The organism is Burkholderia sp. JKS000303, from assembly GCF_002563755.1.
Classification (GTDB): domain Bacteria; phylum Pseudomonadota; class Gammaproteobacteria; order Burkholderiales; family Burkholderiaceae; genus Burkholderia; species Burkholderia anthina_B.
In genome coordinates this window covers 3,009,434-3,028,448 of sequence record NZ_PDBZ01000001.1, presented here as the reverse complement: position 1 = coordinate 3,028,448, position 19,015 = coordinate 3,009,434, and the positions used below count along the sequence as shown (strand labels likewise).

The 19,015-nt window shown below is 68.2% G+C and carries 18 protein-coding genes; 7 read left to right on the top strand and 11 right to left on the bottom strand.

The window, feature by feature from the left end:
* Nucleotides 1-120 precede the first annotated feature (120 nt).
* Together BX604_RS14470 and BX604_RS14465 are read right to left on the bottom strand one after the other, a co-directional pair.
* Nucleotides 121-1,251 carry an ATP-binding protein gene (locus tag BX604_RS14470; protein ID WP_098551390.1) on the bottom strand — a complete coding sequence of 377 codons (1,131 nt, stop codon included), beginning with the start codon at nt 1,249-1,251 and terminating at the stop codon, nt 121-123.
* A 70-nt stretch (nt 1,252-1,321) separates the two neighbouring features.
* Nucleotides 1,322-2,032 (bottom strand): response regulator, encoded by a 711-nt coding sequence (locus BX604_RS14465; protein WP_098551389.1) that lies wholly within the window; start codon nt 2,030-2,032, stop codon nt 1,322-1,324.
* A 241-nt stretch (nt 2,033-2,273) separates the two neighbouring features.
* Between BX604_RS14465 and BX604_RS14460 the strand changes: the two genes are divergently transcribed.
* Together BX604_RS14460 and BX604_RS14455 are read left to right on the top strand one after the other, a co-directional pair.
* Nucleotides 2,274-3,188, top strand: a complete 915-nt coding sequence (locus BX604_RS14460) for a glutaminase (RefSeq protein WP_098551388.1) — start codon at nt 2,274-2,276, stop codon at nt 3,186-3,188.
* Nucleotides 3,189-3,222: 34 nt separating this feature from the next.
* Entirely contained in the window at nt 3,223-3,858 is a 636-nt protein-coding gene (locus BX604_RS14455) for an isochorismatase family cysteine hydrolase (protein ID WP_098551387.1), read from the top strand.
* 54 nt (nt 3,859-3,912) lie between these two features.
* Here the strand turns inward: BX604_RS14455 and BX604_RS14450 are convergent, their stop codons facing one another.
* From BX604_RS14450 to BX604_RS14440, 3 genes are all read right to left on the bottom strand, one after another.
* Nucleotides 3,913-4,644 (bottom strand): ribonuclease T2, encoded by a 732-nt coding sequence (locus BX604_RS14450; RefSeq protein ID WP_098551386.1) that lies wholly within the window; start codon nt 4,642-4,644, stop codon nt 3,913-3,915.
* Nucleotides 4,645-4,853: 209 nt separating this feature from the next.
* Nucleotides 4,854-5,432 (bottom strand): hypothetical protein, encoded by a 579-nt coding sequence (locus BX604_RS14445; RefSeq protein ID WP_098551385.1) that lies wholly within the window; start codon nt 5,430-5,432, stop codon nt 4,854-4,856.
* Nucleotides 5,433-5,527: 95 nt separating this feature from the next.
* A complete protein-coding gene (locus BX604_RS14440) occupies nt 5,528-6,931 on the bottom strand; it encodes an HdeD family acid-resistance protein (RefSeq protein WP_098551384.1) in 1,404 nt (467 codons plus the stop codon).
* Nucleotides 6,932-7,323: 392 nt separating this feature from the next.
* On the opposite strand from BX604_RS14440, the gene BX604_RS14435 reads away from it, so the two are divergent.
* From BX604_RS14435 to BX604_RS14420, 4 genes are all read left to right on the top strand, one after another.
* Complete coding sequence (locus BX604_RS14435; protein WP_098551383.1) at nt 7,324-7,971, top strand: hypothetical protein; 648 nt, start codon at nt 7,324-7,326, stop codon at nt 7,969-7,971.
* A 66-nt stretch (nt 7,972-8,037) separates the two neighbouring features.
* Complete coding sequence (locus tag BX604_RS14430) at nt 8,038-8,595, top strand: helix-turn-helix domain-containing protein (RefSeq protein ID WP_098551382.1); 558 nt, start codon at nt 8,038-8,040, stop codon at nt 8,593-8,595.
* Between the two features lie 102 nt (nt 8,596-8,697).
* Nucleotides 8,698-9,279, top strand: coding sequence for an HD domain-containing protein (locus BX604_RS14425; RefSeq protein ID WP_098551381.1), 582 nt, complete (start codon nt 8,698-8,700; stop codon nt 9,277-9,279).
* 55 nt (nt 9,280-9,334) lie between these two features.
* Nucleotides 9,335-10,063 (top strand): class I SAM-dependent methyltransferase, encoded by a 729-nt coding sequence (locus tag BX604_RS14420; protein WP_098552876.1) that lies wholly within the window; start codon nt 9,335-9,337, stop codon nt 10,061-10,063.
* 37 nt (nt 10,064-10,100) lie between these two features.
* On the opposite strand, the gene BX604_RS14415 is transcribed toward BX604_RS14420, so the two are convergent.
* Nucleotides 10,101-11,639, bottom strand: a complete 1,539-nt coding sequence (locus tag BX604_RS14415; RefSeq protein WP_098551380.1) for an MFS transporter — start codon at nt 11,637-11,639, stop codon at nt 10,101-10,103.
* A 177-nt stretch (nt 11,640-11,816) separates the two neighbouring features.
* Here BX604_RS14415 and BX604_RS14410 point away from each other — a divergent pair, with 177 nt between their 5' ends.
* Nucleotides 11,817-12,722, top strand: a complete 906-nt coding sequence (locus BX604_RS14410) for a LysR family transcriptional regulator (RefSeq protein ID WP_098551379.1) — start codon at nt 11,817-11,819, stop codon at nt 12,720-12,722.
* Between the two features lie 61 nt (nt 12,723-12,783).
* Here the strand turns inward: BX604_RS14410 and BX604_RS14405 are convergent, their stop codons facing one another.
* From BX604_RS14405 to BX604_RS14385, 5 genes are all read right to left on the bottom strand, one after another.
* Nucleotides 12,784-13,923: an enoyl-CoA hydratase/isomerase family protein gene (locus BX604_RS14405; protein WP_098551378.1), complete on the bottom strand. Its 1,140-nt coding sequence runs from the start codon at nt 13,921-13,923 to the stop codon at nt 12,784-12,786.
* The gene (locus BX604_RS14400; protein WP_098551377.1) at nt 13,920-14,711 is read right to left on the bottom strand and encodes an enoyl-CoA hydratase; all 792 of its coding nucleotides are present in this window, start codon (nt 14,709-14,711) and stop codon (nt 13,920-13,922) included. Before BX604_RS14400 ends, BX604_RS14405 begins: the two co-directional genes overlap by 4 nt.
* Nucleotides 14,708-15,610, bottom strand: coding sequence for a 3-hydroxyisobutyrate dehydrogenase (gene mmsB / locus BX604_RS14395; protein WP_098551376.1), 903 nt, complete (start codon nt 15,608-15,610; stop codon nt 14,708-14,710). Before mmsB ends, BX604_RS14400 begins: the two co-directional genes overlap by 4 nt.
* A gap of 64 nt (nt 15,611-15,674) precedes the next feature.
* Entirely contained in the window at nt 15,675-17,204 is a 1,530-nt protein-coding gene (locus tag BX604_RS14390; RefSeq protein ID WP_098551375.1) for a CoA-acylating methylmalonate-semialdehyde dehydrogenase, read from the bottom strand.
* A gap of 95 nt (nt 17,205-17,299) precedes the next feature.
* Complete coding sequence (locus BX604_RS14385) at nt 17,300-19,006, bottom strand: AMP-binding protein (RefSeq protein ID WP_098551374.1); 1,707 nt, start codon at nt 19,004-19,006, stop codon at nt 17,300-17,302.
* Nucleotides 19,007-19,015: the final 9 nt, after the last annotated feature.

Genomic DNA, 19,015 nt, shown 5'->3' with positions numbered 1-19,015 from the left:
GCATGAGTTGCAAATGCAACTCATGCGCTCGCAGGAGGGGGAAGGTCTGTCGGGGAAAGTCGGCGCGGCACCCGCAACAACGATCGTGGCGATCGTGGCTGCCGCGCATTCGGCGTCTCGCTAGATCGGCCAGCTGATCTCGAACCGCGCGCCGCAGAGTTCGACCGGATCGACGACCGCGATCCGGCCGTTATGCGCATGGAGCACCTGCCGCGTGATCGCGAGGCCGAGCCCGTAGCCGCCGGTGCGGCGGTCCAGCCGCACGAATGCGTCGAAGATCCGCTCGCGTTCGCTCTCCGGCACGCCGGGGCCGTCGTCCTCGACGAAGATCGCGATGTTGCCGTGGTCGACCGAGATCCCGACGACGATCTGCGACGCCGCGTACTTGCTCGCATTGCGCAGCAGGTTGCGCATCGCGTACGACATCAGCCGCCGGTCCATCTTCACGCGCAGATCGGATTCGAGCGCGATGCGCGACTCGATCGCGCGCTCCGGATACAGCAGTTGCGCGTCGTTGACCTGGTGCACGAACCACGCGACGGGGGCGGTCAGTTCGAGCTTCGACTGCAGCGAGCTGTACTCGAGGCGCGCATACGTGAGGCTCATGTCGATCAGTTCCTCGAGCTCGGTCACGTCCTGCGCGATGCTTTCCAGCGCACCGTGGTATTCCGCCGCGGAGCCCGGCTCGCGCAGCATTTCGAGCGCGAAGCGCACGCGCGCAAGCGGCGTGCGCAGCTCGTGCGAGATCCCGTTGGTCAAATCGCGCTGCGCGGCGATCAGGCGTTCCATGCGCATCGCGAGCGCATTGAGCGTGCGGGCGAGCGGCCCGATGATCACGCTGTGCGATTCCCGCGCGCGCGTGTTGAAGCGTCCGCCCGTGAAGTCGATCGCGCGCTCGCGCACCATCACGAGATCCGACCATACCGGCCGCATCCACCGATACGCGGCCAGCGCGGGCGCGGTGAACACGAACGCGAGCACGATCCAGATATCGCCCGGCAGCGCGTCGAATGCGTGCCATACGACCTCCGGCGACAGCACGACGCACAGCGCGAGCGCCGGTACGAGCGCGGTCAGCAGCACGAGGCCGAGCAGATGCAGGTAGGTTCGCACGTACAGGCGCGACCAGCTCGGAATGCGGTCGGCGCGCGTGTCCGTCCACGCGCGGCGGAAATGCAGCCAGCGCCATTTCACATAGCGCAGCGTCGAAAGCGGCGGTGCATCGGGGTGCGAACGGGTGCGTCGGATCATCGCGGCTTCCGGTCAGGGGTATCGGGCGACGCGGGCGCGCGGCGGCTGACGGTGCAGCACGCGGGCGGCGTCATTCCCACGCGTGCTTGCTGAACTGGTAACCCTTGCTGCGGATCGTCTTGATCCGCTGCGGGTTGCTCGCATCGTCGCGCAGCTTGCGGCGCAGCTTCGAGATGCGGCCGTCGATCGTGCGGTCGAGGCCGTCGAATTCGACCCCGCGCAGTTGCAGCATCAGGTCGTCGCGGCTGACGACTTCGCCCGCATGGCAGACCAGCACCCACAGCAGGTCGAACTCGGCCGACGTGAGATCCGGCGAGCCGCCGCCGGGCAGCACGACCGAGCGGTCGGTGCGGTCGATCGAGAACTGCCCGAACGTGTAGCGCTCGGGCTGCGGCGCGACGCTTTCTGCCGCGCGGGCCGGTGCGCGGCGCAGTTGCGCCTTGATCCGCGCGAGCAGGATGCGCGGCTCGACCGGCTTGTGCACGTAGTCGTCCGCGCCGAATTCGAGGCCGAGCAGCTCGTCGAACGGCTCGTCGCGGGCCGTCACCATGATGATCACGCCGTCGTACTGCTTGCGCGCCTCGCGGCAGATCTCGAAACCGTCCTTGCCCGGCAGGTTCACGTCGAGAATGACGAGATCCGGGCGCGTGGACAGGATCGCCGGCACGGCGGCGTCACCATGCAGCACAGTGTCGACTTCATAGTCGTTCTTGCGCAGGTAGCCGGCGATCAGCGTGGACAGGCGGGTGTCGTCTTCGACGAGCAGGATGCGAAAAGACATGGGCAGCGATCGGATCATACGGGGAGACCGCGGCGGCGGCGGCTTGCGCCGGCTGCCGGCCATCGGCCGAAACGTACCGCATGATACTGCGCCCGCCGTTCGCCTGTTTGGAGATCTGAAGAATAAGGGCGCGATTGCCGCCGTGCTTGACTGCGCTCGACCGTACTTGACGAACCGGCGCCAAAACGGTTCCATACGGGCTCCCTGGAATCCGGGCCGCGCGCCCACCCTGCCTCACGTGATGAACTACCAGCCGATCCTCGAACGCATCCATACCGAACTCGCCCCCTGGATCGGCCAGGGGCGCGTCGCCGACTACATTCCCGAACTCGCGAAGGTGCCCGCCGACAAGTTCGGGATGGCCGTCGTGACGCTCGACGGAAACGTTTACACGGTCGGCGACGCGCACGAGCGTTTCTCGATCCAGAGCATCTCGAAGCTGTTCGCGTGCACGCTGGCGTTCCAGATGCTCGGCGACACGCTGTGGGAACGGGTCGGCCGCGAGCCGTCCGGCAACGCGTTCAACTCGCTGGTGCAGCTCGAAAGCGAGCGCGGCAAGCCGCGCAATCCGTTCATCAATGCCGGCGCGCTGGTCGTCACCGACGTGCTGTGCCGCCGGTTCGTGAAAGCCGAGACGGCGCTCGTCGAGTTCGTGCGGCGCCTGATCGGCGCGGTCGACGTCGACTACGATTCGCGTGTCGCGCAGTCGGAGCTCCAGCACGCGGAACGCAACCGCGCGATGGCGCATTTCATGGCGAGTTTCGGGAACATGCAGATGCCGCCCGATACGGTGGTCGATGCATATTGCCGCCAGTGCGCGATCACGATGAATTGCGTCGAGCTCGCGCAGGCCGCACTGTTTCTCGCGAACGGCGGTGTCGCGCCGGTTACCGGCGAGCGGATCGTGGACGCGAGTTCGGCGAAGCGGCTGTCGGCGCTGATGCTGACTTGCGGCACGTATGACGCGGCGGGCGACTTTGTGTATCGCGTTGGCCTGCCCGCGAAAAGCGGCGTCGGCGGCGGGATCGTTGCGGTGCTGCCGGGGGAGATGGCCGTGTGCGTGTGGGCACCGGGGCTCGATGCGAACGGGAACTCGCTGGCGGGGACGTTGGCGCTGGAATGGTTGACGACGTATACGGAGCGGTCGATTTTTTGAAAACACCGAAGTGACTCATGGGAGAGCATCAGTCATGCAACCGGAACACGCTTCAGATTTCACAACGCACGATCACGCAGACGCGGACAGCCGCCCGCACGCACCGCCCCCACCGATCGTACCGGCCCAAACCGCGCTGATCGTGATGCACTATCAGACCGACATCCTCGGCCTCTTCCCGTCGGTCGCCCCCACCCTGCTCGCCAACACGCGCAAGCTGTGCGACGCGGCGCGCGCCGCCGGCGTCCATGTCTGTTTCGCGAATCTCCGCTTCAGCCCCGGCTATCCGGAAGTCAGTCCGCGCAACAAGAACGGCCAGGGAATCAAGCAGCTCGGCCGGTTCGTCGACGACGGCCCGTGTCCGGCGCTCGGGCGGCTGGACAGCGAGCCGCTGATCGCCGCGCATCGCGCGAGCGTGTTCTTCCGCACCGACCTGCAACCGCGGCTCATTGCGCAAGGGATCGACACGCTGATCCTGGTCGGGATCGCATCGACGGGCGTCGTGCTGTCGTCGGTTGCGCACGCAAGCGATGCGGATTTCCGGCTGTATACGGTGAAAGACTGCTGCTACGACCCGGACGAGGTCGTGCACGAGCATCTGTTCGCTACCGCATTCGAGACACGCACGACGGTGCTGTCACTCGCCGACGCACTGCGGCTGCTCGCGTAGCCGCACACCATCCAGGCTGCGCCGACCGGAACCCTCCGGCCGGCGCAGCCCGCATCACTTCGCGATATACACGCCGGACGTCGGGCACGTCCCCTGCGTATTGCCGTCCGTCACGAGCGATGCCGCGCCCGGAAACTGCGCGGTCGCGTTCGTCTTCACCGCGATCCACGCTTCGGTGAAATAGCTGACGCCGTTGGTCTTCGTGCACTTCAGCGACACCGCGCTGCGCGTATTGCTGCCGAACGCACCCTCGAACGCGGACAGCAGCTGGTTACGCGTCACGGTCTTGCCCGCGTTCGCCTGCAGATAAGCATTGAACGACGTGTTGCCGAGCCGGCTGATCATGCCGGTCGCCTGGTTCCAGTACGTATCGGGCGACGCCGAATTCGAGCAGGTGCCGTGCTTGAACCATTCGTGCTTGTCGAGACACGATGCGACACCCGGCATGTACGTCGACAGCGTGTTGCGGGTCGCGGTGCTGACCGGATACGCATCCATGCTGCACCACTGGTGCCCGTTGTCGAGATCGACGTCGCTCTGCGGCACGCCGCAGTAGAACGGCTGGTTGCCGTCGTACTTGTTCGGCCACAGGCCATGCAGCGACAGGCTCGTCGCCGCATACGAGCCGGCGAGGTTCGTGCACTCCGGCGTGTCGTGCGACGCGCAGAAGCCGGGCTCCCACGACGCCGCGAGCAGCAGGTAGTCGTAGCTGGTCTGGGCGGCGGCATGGAGCGAGGCGGATGCGACGGCGAGTGCGGCCGCGGCGCGGGCGAGCGTCTTGAGCATGGCGTTTCCTCGGAAAAGGCTTGCGGTCGCAGGATGCGCCGCAAGATTGTCGAATGTCTGCCCGCGATTGTTGCCGGCGCAACGTGGCATGAATATGAAGGGAAACGAAATGTTTTCGTCAGCTCGACGCTCACCGGTGCGGAACGCCGACACCGCGTCCCGTTCCCCGCATCACCGAACGCGGCACGCCGCTCACGCGTGCCGTCACATCACGACCCGCTGCCGAGCTGCGTGCACGCGCGCGCGGCCGCCTGGGGGCCTTCGAGCGCGAGGATCTGCCACACGCCGATGCTCACGCGCTGGCGCGCCGCCGTCGACGAATCGGCCAGCAACGCCTCGACGCGCGGTGCCGCATCCGGCGCCTGCTGCTTGAGCGCGGTGTGATGCCGCGCACGCGACGCCGGTTCAGATTCGTACACGTCGCACAGCCGCACCATGCCGGCCAGCCCCGCGAGATCGTCGTCCTTGTCGATCGCACCGGCCTCGACGGGTGCGAGCCCCTTGCGTTCCGCGGCCGGCAGCTTGCCGCGCGCGGCCTCGTCGATCGTGACGGCGGCCGACGGCGGCAGGCCGCCGATCACCGCGACGATCCGGCTGCCGGCGGCAATCATGTCGCCCTGGCACTCGATCTTCTCGTCGGCCGCGACGTTCGAGCAGAACGACACCGACGTGCGGTAGACGTCATCGCTCATGCGCGGCACCTCGTCGGCGCTCGCATGCGCGAGACCGGCGCCCGCCAGCGCCAGGGAAACGGGAATCAGGATGCGGAATGCGCTCGTCGTGTTCATTGCTGTTCGTCATGCAGGTTCTGATGGCGGGCCGCTGCGCCGAATCGCCCGACGGCGGCCCCTGTCGCGCCGGGCCCTCGTCCGGCGCCACGTGATTATTTCATCGACGCGGCTTCCGATCCACCCGGCGACAATGCCGCACTGTCCTGCTGGCGCCACGCGCGACGCGACGCCATGATCGCCCTCACGGCCGAACGCGCGACCTTCCACCACGCGAACGGCCGCGGATCGGCCAGCATGCTGAGCGCACGCGCATAGTCGAGCGTGAGCCCGGGCGTCCATGCCATCGTCACCGCGCGCTTGCGGATCTGCGCGGCCACCCACAGCTCGGGCGTGAGCAGCAGCCGCACGAACGCGCCCCACCCGGCCCGCGTGCCCTTGAGCCGCCACACCGCGCCGTCCAGCGCGGCTTCGAGTGCGTTCGACACGGTGCTCGAGCAGTTCCGGTGCGTGAGGTTGTACAGCTCGGTCTGCCGATACGACGACCAGAATGCGTCGAGCTTGGCCGGATCGTAGTTGCGGATCCGCACGCGCACGGTCGACGGGCACCACGCCTTCGACTCGGTCGCGTAGTCGGGCTGGAACAGGCCGGGCACGTCGTTCTCGCGCGTCGCACGCAGGATCCGCGTGAACTCGTCCGGAGAACGATCGATTTCGACGGCCGGATACAGGCTGATGTAGATGCCCTCGGGCGACTCCAGCGCCGCATGGCCGGTCGAGATCACGCCGTTGACGTCCACCGCCGCGATATAGCGGTCGATCACCGGATAGCGCTGCGCTTCTGCCTTCGACGTGCCGGTCGGCGTCCACACGTGCACGGTGAGCGCGCGCTCGTGATCGGCCGGCGGGCCGTCCCATTCGGATTGCGTGAAGCGCGGGATGTCGGGTGCGGCGTCGATGTCGGGCACGAGCGCCGGCGCGGGCGACGTGACGAACGCCGGGTTGCGCGTCAGCCGCCGCACGCGCGACGCGAGGTTCAGCATGTGCATCCCGCCGAACATCAGCAGCAAGCCAAGGCAATACGGCACGGTGCCCGCATAGTGCGTCGGGTACGGCTGGTAGAAGAAGATCGCGAGCAGGATCTCGACGACGCCCCACGCGAAGGCGACGTTCCAGCGCCGGTAACGCACCATCCATGCGGAGGTGCATTGCAGCACCCCGTCGACGAGGAACAGCGTGCCGAAGATCATCGAAAGCAGGAAGTGGCCGTGATGATGGCCCGCGAACACGAGCCCGGCCGCAACCACCACCACGATGCCCTTCACGTAGCGCAGGATGCGCTGCCCGCCGACGCCGCTACCGGCCACCGCGAGCGTGGCGAGCCCCTCGATCAGGAACAGCCACGCGAACACCTCGATCGGAAAATGCAGCGCGCCGTCGAGTGCGTCGACGAAGATGCCCACACCCGCGGCAACCCACAGCCAGCCCAGCACGGTCAGCCCGCGCCAGCGCGTTCGCAGATATTCGATGCCCAGCAGCAGCAAGACCAGTCGTACCATCGCGCCCTCGCATATTTTTTTGGGATACGCGCTGGTCACGCGTGCCCTGTCTTGTCGACCGCGCATCGTACGGCGCGGCAATCGAAACTCGGCAATGCTTGCCGGCGCATCATGCGTCGGCATGCATTGACATGACCGATCGCGACCGGCGCGCGCCGCTCTGGCCGAATAATAAGATATGGAGGGGCCGGTTGAAAGCCCGCCGAAAACAATGCCGGCGCGGCGCGGGCGCCCGCTCCGACCGGCCGTGCGCACGGCCGAATCCGCCGCACGCGCCGCGCGCCGTTCGCTGCCGCGGCAGATTTCCCGTTCGACAACGCGCGCCGGATACGCGAGAATCGCCGCTCCGAGGGCGAAAGCCATCTCAAACCGCAAAGACGGAACAACAAGAAATGCGCATATCGAACACGCGCCGGCGCCTGCTGGCCGCCGGCATGGCTGCGGCCTGCCTCCCGCTGTCCGGCTGTTTCACGCCGAAGCTGTACAAGGACACCCAGTACCACGAACAGGTCTCCGCGTTCATGATCACCGAAGACGGCAAGAAGCTCGTCGTGCTCGGTACGGATTACCACTACATTTTCGATCTGCCAGCCTCGCTGCGGCCCGTGCTGCTGTCCGGCTACCGGAAGGTGCTGCACACCGCGTTCGCCGGTTTTCACGCGAGCGGCAGCAGCGTGACCGGCCACTACCGGATCGTGCTGCCGAAGGAAGCCTCGGCGGACGAGCAACAGGCCGCAACCGCCGACGGCTTCACCGTCGCGCAAGCCGGTCTCGTGCTCGAAGGCGACATCAGCGGCAAGCGCTACTCGACCGACGGCTTCGCCGCCAGGGACAAGGTCGACGACAAGACGGCGCAGGCCTTCAATCAGCGCTACGTCGTGTACATCACCGAATCGCCGTCCGCGGTCGGCATGGGCTTGCGGATCCTCGCGACACCGGTCACGGTCGCCGCCGACGGCGTGCTCGTGCTGGGCGGCATCGTACTCGTGCCGATCGCGCTCGTCGCCATCCAGGCGAACGGCGGCCTGCGGATCATGTAACGGCCGCCGGCGACGGTCGTCCGCCATGCCCGCACTCGCACCACACACGCCAACCGGAGCATCGCCATGACGCCCTCGCCGCTTCACACCCCGCCGCTCGGCCCGCAGCTGAAGCGCTGGCGCACGCTGCACCGCGTGAAGCAGAGCCATGCGGCCGAGCTGTTCGGCGTCGCGCAATCGACGATCTCGCGCTGGGAAGCCGGCATCCAGCAGATGTCGCCCGACGAGCGCGCGAGCGCCGAGCGGCTGCTCGCCGCGCGGCTCGATTCGGCGGGCGACCAGGCGCTCGCGCGGCTCATCGCGGGCAGCACGGGGCGCATGCACCTCGTCTGCGACCTCACACATCGGCTGCTCGCGTGCTCGCCGGCGCGCGCGGCCGAATTTTCGCAACCGCTACCGACGCTGCTCGGCACGTCGCTGTGGCGCTACGCGTCGCCGGAGATCGTCCGCATGGAGGCCGCGCTCGATCCGCTCGGCTGGCACGATCGTGCCGGGCCGCCGAGCGTCGAATTCGCGACCGGCGCCAATGCATCGCGCGTCGTGCCGATCCGCGGCAGCACCTGCCGGTGGACGCGGATGATGCTGTCGGACGGTTCGGCCGCACGGCTCGTCGAAACACTGTAGCGCTCGCGCCAGCCGCGGCGCCTGGCACGCATATTTCATGCGTGGACGCATCGCGCGTGCACGGCGTACGCTTGGCGGCTCGACTCAAGCACGCCTCCGGCCATGACCCTCGACACCCTCCACGCGCGGCTCGATTTCCTGCGCGAAGCCGAACGCCTGAAAGACGTGCTGCGCAGCAGCCACACATCGTCCGGCCGTCCCGAAAGCACGGCCGAGCATAGCTGGCGGCTGTGCCTGATGGCGCTCGTGTTCGCCGACGCACTGCCGGGCGTCGACACGCTGAAACTGCTGAAGCTGTGCGTCGTGCACGACCTCGGCGAAGCGCTGCACGGCGACATCCCGGCGATCGAGCAGACCGCGCATCCGGACAAGAGCACGCAGGAACGCGACGACCTGCTGACGCTGACGGCCGGCCTCGATCGCACGCCGCGCGACGAGATCGTCGCGCTGTGGGACGAATACGAGGCCGCCGCGTCGCCGGAAGCGCGTGCCGCGAAGGCGCTCGACAAGCTCGAGACGATCCTGCAGCACAACCAGGGCAGCAACCCGCCCGACTTCGATTACGCGTTCAATCTCGGCTACGGCCGGCGCTACACCGACGCCACGCCGCTGTTCGCGGCACTGCGAACGATCGTCGATGGGGACACGCGAAGCAGGATCGACGCACGCAACGCTGGCGCGTAAGCTCGCGGAATCGGCCGCGCAACGCCGCGCGCCCGGTTCGCACGAGGCCTTCCGGATGACGCAGAACATCTATGACGATCCCGCCTTCTTCGAAGGCTACAGCCGCCTGAACCGCTCGGTGCACGGGCTCGACGGCGCACCCGAATGGCCCGCGCTGCGCGCGCGGCTGCCGGCGCTGCACGGGCTGAACGTGCTCGATCTCGGTTGCGGCTACGGCTGGTTCAGCCGCTGGGCCGTCGAACAGGGGGCAGCCGGCGTACTCGGCGTCGACGTGTCCGAACGCATGCTCGAACGCGCGGCATCGACGGCCGCGCACCCGGCGATCACGTATCGCCGCGCCGACCTCGAAACGCTCGCGCTGCCCGACGCCGCGTTCGATCTCGCGTACAGCTCGCTCACGTTCCACTACATCGTTCATCTCGACACGCTGCTGCGCACGATTCACCGCGCACTCGTGCCGGGCGGCCGGCTGGTGTTCTCGATCGAGCATCCGATCTACACCGCGCCGCGCCGGCCGGGCTTCGTCGTCGATACGCACGGCCAACGGTCCTGGCCGATCGACGGCTATCAGCGCGAAGGCGAACGCGTGACGGACTGGCTCGCGCCGGGCGTCGTCAAGCAGCACCGCACGCTCGGCACGCTCGTGAACCTGCTGATCGGCAGCGGCTTCACGCTCACGCACCTGAACGAATGGGGGCCGACGGCGGAACAGGTCGACGCGATCCCCGCGCTCGACGAGGAACGCGACCGGCCGATGATGACGATCGTGGCCGCGCAACGCTGACGCGGCACGCGGCACGCAACGCGAGGCGCATCCCGCGTCACTCACACACCGTCGCCCCACGCCGCGCCGGCGCGAACGCCACCGCACTCGCGGTCGCGAGCAACGCCACGCCGGCCGCGCCGTACACCATCACCCAGCCGAACCCGTGCACGAGCGCCGCATGCAGCGCGGTGCCGCCCGGATCGGCCTTTGCAAGCGCCGGCGCGATCGCCTGCAGCCCGTCGGTGCGCCCCGACGCGATCTCCTGCGCAAGCGTGCGCAGCGCCGCCGCATCGACCGCCCCCGCGACGCCGGCCTTCAGGCTCGCGACGATCCCCGCGACCAGCACGAAGCCCATCGCCGCAATGTTCAGCGCGAGCGAGATCATCCGCGCGCTCATGTCGATGCCCGACGCCATCCCGGCCCGCGTGCTCGGCACCGCGCCCGTCGTCGTGTTCGTGACCGGCGTGTTGGTGAGCCCCAGCCCGATGCCGGCGATCACGCAACCCGGCAGCATCGTGAGCCAGCTCGCGTGATCGACGCCGCTGCCGATCCGCATCAGCGCGAAGCCGGCCGCGATCGTGAACAAGCCGCCCGGAATCACCACACCGGGCCCGTAGCGCAGCGCGAGCCGTTCGCCGAACGGCGGCGCGACGAGCGTCGGCAGCGTGTACGCGAGCAACGCGAGGCCGGCCGTCACGCTGTCGTAGCCGAGCGCGACCTGGAACCAGATCGGCAGGTAGATCATGAACGGCCAGAAGCTGAAGTTCATCCCCATCGAGCCGAAGATCGCGCCGGTGAATGCGCGGATCCGGAACACGGAGAAGTCGAACATCGGCCGCGCGCTCACGCGCTCCGCGACGACGAAGCCGATCGCCGCGAGCACGGTCGCGCCGAGCACGCCGAGGCCGGCCGCGCTCGCGAGCCCCAGCTCCGCGCTTTGCGTGATATAGAACGCGAGCCCGAGCACGGCGAGCGACAGCGTGACGATACCGGCCACGTCGAGCGTGCCCGCATGCGGATCGCGCGACTCCTGCACCGCGCCGCCGATCAGCACGAGTGCGACGGCCGCGAGCGGCGCATGGACGAGGAACACCCACGGCCAGCTCGCCAGCGCGACGATCGCGCCGCCGACGATCGGCCCGAAGCCGAGGCCGATCCCGAACACGATCCCCCAGATCCCGAATGCGCGGCCACGCTCGCGCCCTTCGCGGAACTGGTGCGACAGCACTGCGATCTGGCAGATCAGCATCGCGCCGCCGCTCGCGCCTTGCAGCAGCCGGCCGGCGACGAGCACCGGCACGTTCGGCGCGAGCCCGCACAGCAGCGACGTCGCGCCGAACAGCACGGTGCCGATCACGTACACGCGCTTGCGGCCGAACCGGTCGGCGAGCGTGCCGGCCGCCATCAGCACCGTCGTACACGCGATCGTGTACGCGTTCATGATCCACTGCATGCCGTTGAAGTCGCCGTGCAGCACGTGTTCGAGCGTCGGCAGGATCACCGGCACGCTCGAGATCTCGAGACCGAACATCAGCGACGTGAGACAAACGGCCGCGAGCGCGACCGCATTCCTGCGGGAGTCGGATAGCGTCATGCGTCATGCGCGACGGCCGTGGAACGGGCCGCGCGCCTCCAGGTGAGAGGGATTCGCCGCGTGCGGCCGGCGACACACGCGATAGGGGAATCGGTACTATAGTGAGAATTTCCCTCCCCATTGGCGCTTGTATTTCTCAAAACTGGGGAATCACAGGACGCAATCAACGTAACCATCATGACCGACAGACTCGACGGCGTGACGACCTTCGTCCAGGTCGTGGAATCCGGCAGCTTCGCGCTTGCCGCCGAACGGCTCGACATGACGCGCTCGGCGGTCGGCAAGGCGATCGCGCGGCTCGAGAAGCGGCTGGGCGCGCGGCTGCTGCAGCGCACGACGCGCAGCCAGAGCCTGACCGACGACGGCCAGGCGTACTACGACCGTTGCGTGCGCGCGCTGGCGGAGCTCGAAGCGGCCGAAGCCGATCTTGATTGCGGCCGCAACGAAGCGCGCGGCAAGCTGCGGCTGAGCGTGCCGCTCGCGTTCGGGCACCACTGCGTGACGCCGATCGTGCTCGACCTCGCCCGCACCTATCCGCATCTGCGGATCGACGTATCGATCACGGACCGTTTCGTGGATCTCGTCGAGGAAGGGATCGATCTCGCGGTGCGCATCGGCACGCTCGCGGACAGCACGAGCCTCGCGGTGCGCCGGCTCGGCACGCAATACGGCAGCCTCGGCGCGGCGCCGTCGTATCTCGCGCGCTACGGCATGCCGCAAACGCTCGACGACCTGAAGCAGCACCGGACGATCGCGTATTCACGCTCGGGCGTCACGCAACCGTGGGACCTGCGCGCGCCGGACGGCTCGACGGTGCGCATCGACATGCCGCATCAACTGAGTTTCGACGACGTGCAGGCGATCGCGGCGGCCGGCGCGTCGGGGTTCGGGATCGCGTGGCTGCCGAGCTGGCTGCTCGACCATTACGTGAAGCGCGGCGAGATGGTCGTCGTGCTCGATCGCTGCTTCGTCTGCGAAGGCGACATTCACGCGATCTGGCCGAAAACGCGCTATCTGCCGCGCAAGACGCGCTGCGTGATCGACGCGCTCGTGCAGGCGGTGCCGCCGATGATCGAGCGCTGACCGGCGACGCGAAGAAAGGAAACCGGTTGAAACCGACGCGCCGCGCGGGCGCGTCGGGTCGTCACGCCGCGCCGAGATCGGCGAGCGGATGCGTGAACACCTTCCACGGCGACGTCAGGAAATGCCGCACGCGCTCGGCGCGCAGCTCGACGAGCGACGCGGGCGCCCAGCGCGGCTTGCGATCCTTGTCGACGAGATGCGCGCGCACGCCTTCGCAGAAGTCGCCTTCCTCGATGGCGCGCGCAACGATGCCGAGCTCCATCCGGAACGACTCGGCAAGCGTCATCTGCCGGCCGCGCAGCAGCGCTTCGCGCGTCACGCACAGCATCGTCGGCGAATGGCCGACGAGCGCATCGAGCGTCGCCTGCAGCCATCGACGGTGCTCGCGCGACAGCTCGTCGCGCGCGAGATCCTGCTTGAGCGTCGCGACAATTCGCTCGACGGTCGAGCGCTTGTCGAAGTGACGGACGATCCACGGCATCTGGCTGTCGAGCGCCGCGTGCGGCACGACGTTGCACGGCGGCTCGAACACCTTGCGCAGCGCCGGCAATACGTCGCCGTCCCATTTGATGCTTTCGATGCGCGTCTCGAACGTATCGAGCCACGACGACGGCACGCACAGGTCTGCGAGCTTCGCGCTCAGCGCGTCGGCGCCCGACAGCATCGCGCCCGTCAGCCCGACGTACAGTTCGACCTCGACCGGCATGCGCGACAGGAAATGCGTCGCGCCGACGTCGGGCACGAGGCCGATGCGCGTCTCGGGCATCGCGATCTTGCTGCGCTCGGTCGCGACGCGCAGCGCCGCGCCCTGCGCGAGCCCCATCCCGCCGCCCATCGTCACGCCGTCCATCAGCGCGACGACCGGCTTCGGGAACGTATGGATCGCGTAGTCGAGCCGGTATTCGTCGACGAAGAATGGCAGCCAGGTCTCGCGCTGCGTGACCATCCGGTACAGCGCACGCACGTCGCCGCCCGCGCAGAAGCCCTTCTCGCCCGCGCCGCGCAGCACCACCGCGACGATCTGGTCGTCGGCGCGGCAGCGTTCGAGCAATGCGGCCAGCTCGCCGATCATCGGATACGACAACGCATTGAGCGCGGCCGGCCGGTTCAGCGTGATCAACCCCACGCGGTTCACCACGCGAAACAGCACCTCCGGTGCCGGTTGCGCGACGCTGTCATGATTCATGGCTGGCGTGCTCATCGTTGCGCCTCTCCATCGGGATGCCATTGCGGCGCGCGCTTGCCGAGAAATGCGGCCACGCCTTCGCGCGGATCGTTCGTGTCGAACAGGTCGACGAAGCGTTCGCGCTCGACGGCAAGCGCCGCGCTGCGCGGCACACCGCGACGCGCGAGGCCGATCAGCTCCTTGCTGTATGCCACCGCGTGCGGGCTCTGCCGCGCAACGTTGCGCGCGAGCGCCAGCGCCGCATCGCGGGCCGTGCCGCTCTCGACCACGTCCTCGACGAGGCCGATCCGCAGCGCGGTGGCCGCATCGACGCGCGTGCCGGCCAGGATGATCTTCTTCGCCCAGCCTTCGCCGACGAGCCAGGGCAGCGTCTGCGTGCCGAGCCCGCAGGGCAGCAGGCCGACCGACGGCTCGGGCAGCGCCATCTGCGCATGCGTCTCGGCGATGCGCAGGTCGCACGCGAGCGCGCATTCGAGACCGCCGCCCATCGCATAGCCGTTGATCGCCGCGATCGTCACGACGCGCGCGTCATGCAGCGCCTCGAACGCCGCGCCGAAGCGCGCGGCCATCGCACGCGCGACGCCACGGTCGCCGTCGGCGAACGTGTTCAGGTCGGCGCCGGCGCTGAAGAACTTCGGGCCGTCGCCGGTGATCACCAGCGCGCGCACGCGCGGGTTCGCATTCAGTTCGGCGACGGTTTGCTGCAGCTGCTGCAGACCGTCGGCGGTAAAGGCGTTCGCGGGCGGACGCTTGAGCGTCGCGCACGCGATCGCGCCGTCGTCGACGTAGTCCAGTTCGATCATGAGGCGTCCTTCTTCGTAGGCGGTTGATACAGGCGGATCACCGCCGAGAAATCGAGTTGTCCGTCGCCGCGGCTGCTCATCGTCTGGTACAGCTGCTGCGCGAGCGCGCCGAGGTACACGGGCTGGCGCGCCTGTTTCGCGGCATCGTTCGCGAGGCCGAGATCCTTCAGCATCAGGTCGGTGCCGAAGCCGCCGCTGTAGCCGCGCGACGACGGCGCCGTGGCGATCACGCCCGGATACGGGTTGTAGGTGTCCGAACTCCAGCAGCGGCCCGTCGACGTGTTGACGATGCCGGCCAGCACCTTCGGGTCGATGCCGAGCGCGACGCCGAGCGACATCGCCTCCGACACGGCCGCCATCGAGATGCCGAGCACGAGGTTGTTGCAGACCTTCGCAACCTGCCCCATCCCCGTCGGGCCGCAATGGACGATGTTCTTGCCCATCCCGGCGAGCACCGGCTTCACGCGCTCGAAGTCGACGTCGCTGCCGCCGACCATGAAGGTCAGCGTGCCGGCCGCCGCGCCGCCGGTGCCGCCCGACACGGGTGCATCGACGAACGCGCCGCCGTGCTCGCGCACCAGCGCGCCAAATGCCTGCGCGCTCGCCGGATCGATCGTGCTCGAATCGATCACGGTCGCGCCGGCGCCGAGGCCGGCCAGCACGCCGTTCTCGCCGGCGAGCACCGAGCGCACGTGCGGTGCGGCCGGCAGCATCGTGATCACGAACGCCGCACCCGACGCGGCATCGCGCGGCGACGCGGCAACCTGCGCGCCAGCGTCCTGCAGCGCGCGCAATGCGTCGGCGCTCAGGTCGAACGCGTGCACTTCATTGCCGGCCTTCAACAGGTTCAGCGCCATCGGCGCGCCCATGTGGCCCAGACCGATAAAACCGATTTTCATTGCGTGTCTCCCATCCCATGCTTCGCTCACGATCGGCGCGCCGCGCCGATCGCCTGCGTCGTCGTCAATGCAGCCGGATCGTCGTATTCACCGGGGCGGCCGTCGTGTCGTCGTCGAACCAGCGTGCGGTGACCGTCTTCGTCTGCGTGTAGAACTGCACGACCTGCTTGCCGTACGGGCCGAGATCGCCGAGCTTCGAACCGCGCGAACCGGTGAAGCTGAAGTACGGCACCGGCACCGGGATCGGGATGTTGATGCCGACCTGGCCGACGTCGATCTCGCTCTGGAACTTGCGCGCGGCCGCGCCGCTCTGCGTGAAGATGCCCACGCCGTTGCCCATCGGGTTCGCGTTGACGAGCGCGATCGCGTCGTCGAGCGTGTCGACTTCCATCACGACCAGCACCGGCCCGAAGATTTCATGCGTGTAGACCGACATGTCGGTTTTCACGCCCGAGAAAATCGTCGGGCCGACGAAGTTGCCTTCCTCGAAGCCGGCGACCTTCACGCCGCGGCCGTCGAGCTCGAGCTTCGCGCCTTCCTTGATGCCCGCCTCGATCAGCGACAGCACCCGCGCCTTCGCGCCGCGCGACACGAGCGGCCCGACGTCGGTGCCCGCTTCCGAGCCCGCGTTGACCTTCAGCGCCTTCGCCTTCGCGACGATGTCCGGCAGCCAGTCGCGCGCGTTGCCCACCAGCACCGCGACCGAGGTCGCCATGCAACGCTGGCCGGCCGCGCCGAAACCGGCGCCCACCAGCGCGTTGATCGCCTGCTCGCGGTTCGCGTCGGGCAGCAGGATCGCGTGGTTCTTCGCACCCATCATCGACTGCACGCGCTTGCCGTGCTGGCTGCCGAGGTTGTACACGTGCGTGCCGACGTTCGTCGAACCGACGAACGAGATCGCCTTCACGAGCGGATGCGTGCAGATCGCGTCGACGACTTCCTTGCCGCCGTGCACGACGTTCAGCACGCCCTTCGGCACGCCGGCTTCGACCGCGAGCTCGACGAGCGCCATCGTCGACAGCGGGTCCTGTTCGGACGGTTTCAGCACGAACGTATTGCCGCACACGATCGCCATCGGGAACATCCACAGCGGAATCATCGCGGGGAAGTTGAACGGCGTGATGCCCGCGCACACGCCGAGCGGCTGACGCAGCGTGTAGGTGTCGACGCCGCCTGCGACGTTCTCCGCGAATTCGCCGAGCTGCAGCGTGCCGACCGAGCACGCATGCTCGACCACTTCGAGGCCGCGGAAGATGTCACCTTCGGCGTCGGGCAGCGTCTTGCCCTGCTCGGCCGTCAGCGTCTTCGCGATGCGCTGCTGGTTCGCGCGCACGAGATCCTGGAACTTCAGCATGATGCGCATGCGCGCGGCGATCGGCGTGTTCTTCCACGTCGCATACGCGGCATGCGCGGCCTGCACGGCCGCGTCGACTTCGGCGACGGTCGCGAACGGCACGCGCGCGAGCACCTGCTGCGTCGCCGGGTTGACGATGTCGCGCCACTCGCTGGTGGTGGACTCGACGAAGGCGCCGTCGATCAGCAGCTTGACCGTCGGCACGTCTTGCCCCGAGCGGGGCGTCGGATTCGCGTTCATCAGTGCTCTCTCCTTGCAGTGGGCCGCGTGGCGTCATGCAACGCGCGGCCGGTTCGGTTCAGTCAGGCCGCGGGCGGCGCGCCGCTCGCGACCGGTCATTTCAGTTCCGCGGCAAAATCCTCTTCCCAGTACTCGCCGGGCATGCGTGCGCTCGCGTCGTCGCCGCGCTCGATCTCGCGGCGGCGCAGTTCGACGCGGCGGATCTTCCCCGAGATGGTCTTCGGCAGCTCCGCGAACTGCAGCCGGCGAATGCGCTTGTACGGCGCGAGCTTCTCGCGCGAGAAGCGGAAGATCTCCAGCGCGAGCGCCGGGCTTTCCTCGTAGCCCTGCCGCAGCGTGATGAAGGTCTTCGGCACCGCCAGCCGCACCGGGTCCGGGCTCGGCACGACAGCCGCTTCCGCGATCGCCGGATGCTCGATCAGCACGCTCTCGAGTTCGAACGGGCTCAGCCGGTAGTCGGACGACTTGAACACGTCGTCCGCGCGGCCGACGTACACGTAGTAGCCGTCGTCGCCGCGCATCGCGATGTCCGACGTGCGGTAATGGCCGCCGCGCATCGCATGCGCGGTCGCATCGGGGTTGTTCGCATAGCCGTTCATCAGGCCGACCGGGCGCGTCACGTCGCGGCCGATCGGCAGCGCGATCTCGCCTTCGCCAACGGGCACGCCGTCCGGGTCGAGCAGCGCGATCCGGTAGCCGGGCAGCGGCCGGCCCATCGAGCCCGCGACGACCGGCTGGCCCGGCGAGTTGCCGATCAGGCAGGTCGTCTCGGTCTGGCCGTAGCCGTCGCGAATCGTGATGCCCCACGCCTTCTTCACGCGCTCGATGATCTCGGGATTCAGCGGCTCGCCCGCGCCGACGATCTCGCGCAGCTTCACGTCGAACGACGTGAGCGGCTGCTGCACGAGCATGCGCCACACGGTCGGCGGCGCGCACAGCGTGGTCACCTGGTATTTGACGAGCGCATCGAGCACGACCTTCGGCTCGAAGCGCGCGTAGTTGAATGCGAACACGCACGCCTGCGCATTCCACGGCGCGAAGAAGCAGCTCCACGCGTGCTTCGCCCAGCCCGGCGAGCTGATGTTCCAGTGGATGTCGCCGGGTTGCAGGCCGACCCAGTACATCGTCGACAGGTGCCCGATCGGGTAGGTGCGATGGGTATGCTCGACGAGCTTCGGCTTCGACGTCGTGCCCGACGTGAAATACAGCAGCATCGGATCGTTCGCGTGCGTGACGGCGTCCGGCTCGAACGCGGCGCTCGCCGCATAGCCGTCGTTCATCGCGAGCCAGCCTGCGCGCGGCGCGCCGGCGACGATCCTGTGCTCGAGGCCGAGATCGGCCTGTTCGAACTTCGCGGTTTCGTTCTCGTCGACGATCGCGTATTTCGCGCCGCCGATCTGCACGCGATCGCGCACGTCGTCGGCCGACAGCTGCGTGGTCGCCGGCAGCACGATCGCGCCGAGTTTCATCGCGGCGAGCATCGCGTCCCACAGCTCGACACGATTGGGCAGCATCAGCAGGATCCGGTCGCCGCGCACGACGCCGATCCCGCGCAGCCAGTTCGCGATGCGCGACGAGCGCTCGGACATCTGCGCGAACGAATACGGATCGCCCGTACCGGTTGCCGCGTCGACGATCCATAGCGCGGGCTTGTCGTTGCCGCGCGCCATCGGGTCGAAATAGTCGAGCGCCCAGTTGAACGCATCGAGCACCGGCCATTCGAAATCGCGATAAGCGGTTTCGTAGTCGGTGCGATGGCGCAGCAGGAAGTCGCGTGCGTCGAGGAATGCCTGTACCGTCATCGTGTCGTC

Excerpts from the sequence above, each read along its gene's own strand:
- BX604_RS14470 (WP_098551390.1), bottom strand. The coding sequence starts at position 1,251 with ATGATCCGACGCACCCGTTCGCACCCCGATGCACCGCCGCTTTCGACG.
- BX604_RS14465 (WP_098551389.1), bottom strand. The coding sequence starts at position 2,032 with ATGTCTTTTCGCATCCTGCTCGTCGAAGACGACACCCGCCTGTCCACG.
- BX604_RS14460 (WP_098551388.1), top strand. The coding sequence starts at position 2,274 with ATGAACTACCAGCCGATCCTCGAACGCATCCATACCGAACTCGCCCCC.
- BX604_RS14455 (WP_098551387.1), top strand. The coding sequence starts at position 3,223 with ATGCAACCGGAACACGCTTCAGATTTCACAACGCACGATCACGCAGAC.
- BX604_RS14450 (WP_098551386.1), bottom strand. The coding sequence starts at position 4,644 with ATGCTCAAGACGCTCGCCCGCGCCGCGGCCGCACTCGCCGTCGCATCC.
- BX604_RS14445 (WP_098551385.1), bottom strand. The coding sequence starts at position 5,432 with ATGAACACGACGAGCGCATTCCGCATCCTGATTCCCGTTTCCCTGGCG.
- BX604_RS14440 (WP_098551384.1), bottom strand. The coding sequence starts at position 6,931 with ATGGTACGACTGGTCTTGCTGCTGCTGGGCATCGAATATCTGCGAACG.
- BX604_RS14435 (WP_098551383.1), top strand. The coding sequence starts at position 7,324 with ATGCGCATATCGAACACGCGCCGGCGCCTGCTGGCCGCCGGCATGGCT.
- BX604_RS14430 (WP_098551382.1), top strand. The coding sequence starts at position 8,038 with ATGACGCCCTCGCCGCTTCACACCCCGCCGCTCGGCCCGCAGCTGAAG.
- BX604_RS14425 (WP_098551381.1), top strand. The coding sequence starts at position 8,698 with ATGACCCTCGACACCCTCCACGCGCGGCTCGATTTCCTGCGCGAAGCC.
- BX604_RS14420 (WP_098552876.1), top strand. The coding sequence starts at position 9,335 with ATGACGCAGAACATCTATGACGATCCCGCCTTCTTCGAAGGCTACAGC.
- BX604_RS14415 (WP_098551380.1), bottom strand. The coding sequence starts at position 11,639 with ATGACGCTATCCGACTCCCGCAGGAATGCGGTCGCGCTCGCGGCCGTT.
- BX604_RS14410 (WP_098551379.1), top strand. The coding sequence starts at position 11,817 with ATGACCGACAGACTCGACGGCGTGACGACCTTCGTCCAGGTCGTGGAA.
- BX604_RS14405 (WP_098551378.1), bottom strand. The coding sequence starts at position 13,923 with ATGAGCACGCCAGCCATGAATCATGACAGCGTCGCGCAACCGGCACCG.
- BX604_RS14400 (WP_098551377.1), bottom strand. The coding sequence starts at position 14,711 with ATGATCGAACTGGACTACGTCGACGACGGCGCGATCGCGTGCGCGACG.
- mmsB (WP_098551376.1), bottom strand. The coding sequence starts at position 15,610 with ATGAAAATCGGTTTTATCGGTCTGGGCCACATGGGCGCGCCGATGGCG.
- BX604_RS14390 (WP_098551375.1), bottom strand. The coding sequence starts at position 17,204 with ATGAACGCGAATCCGACGCCCCGCTCGGGGCAAGACGTGCCGACGGTC.
- BX604_RS14385 (WP_098551374.1), bottom strand. The coding sequence starts at position 19,006 with ATGACGGTACAGGCATTCCTCGACGCACGCGACTTCCTGCTGCGCCAT.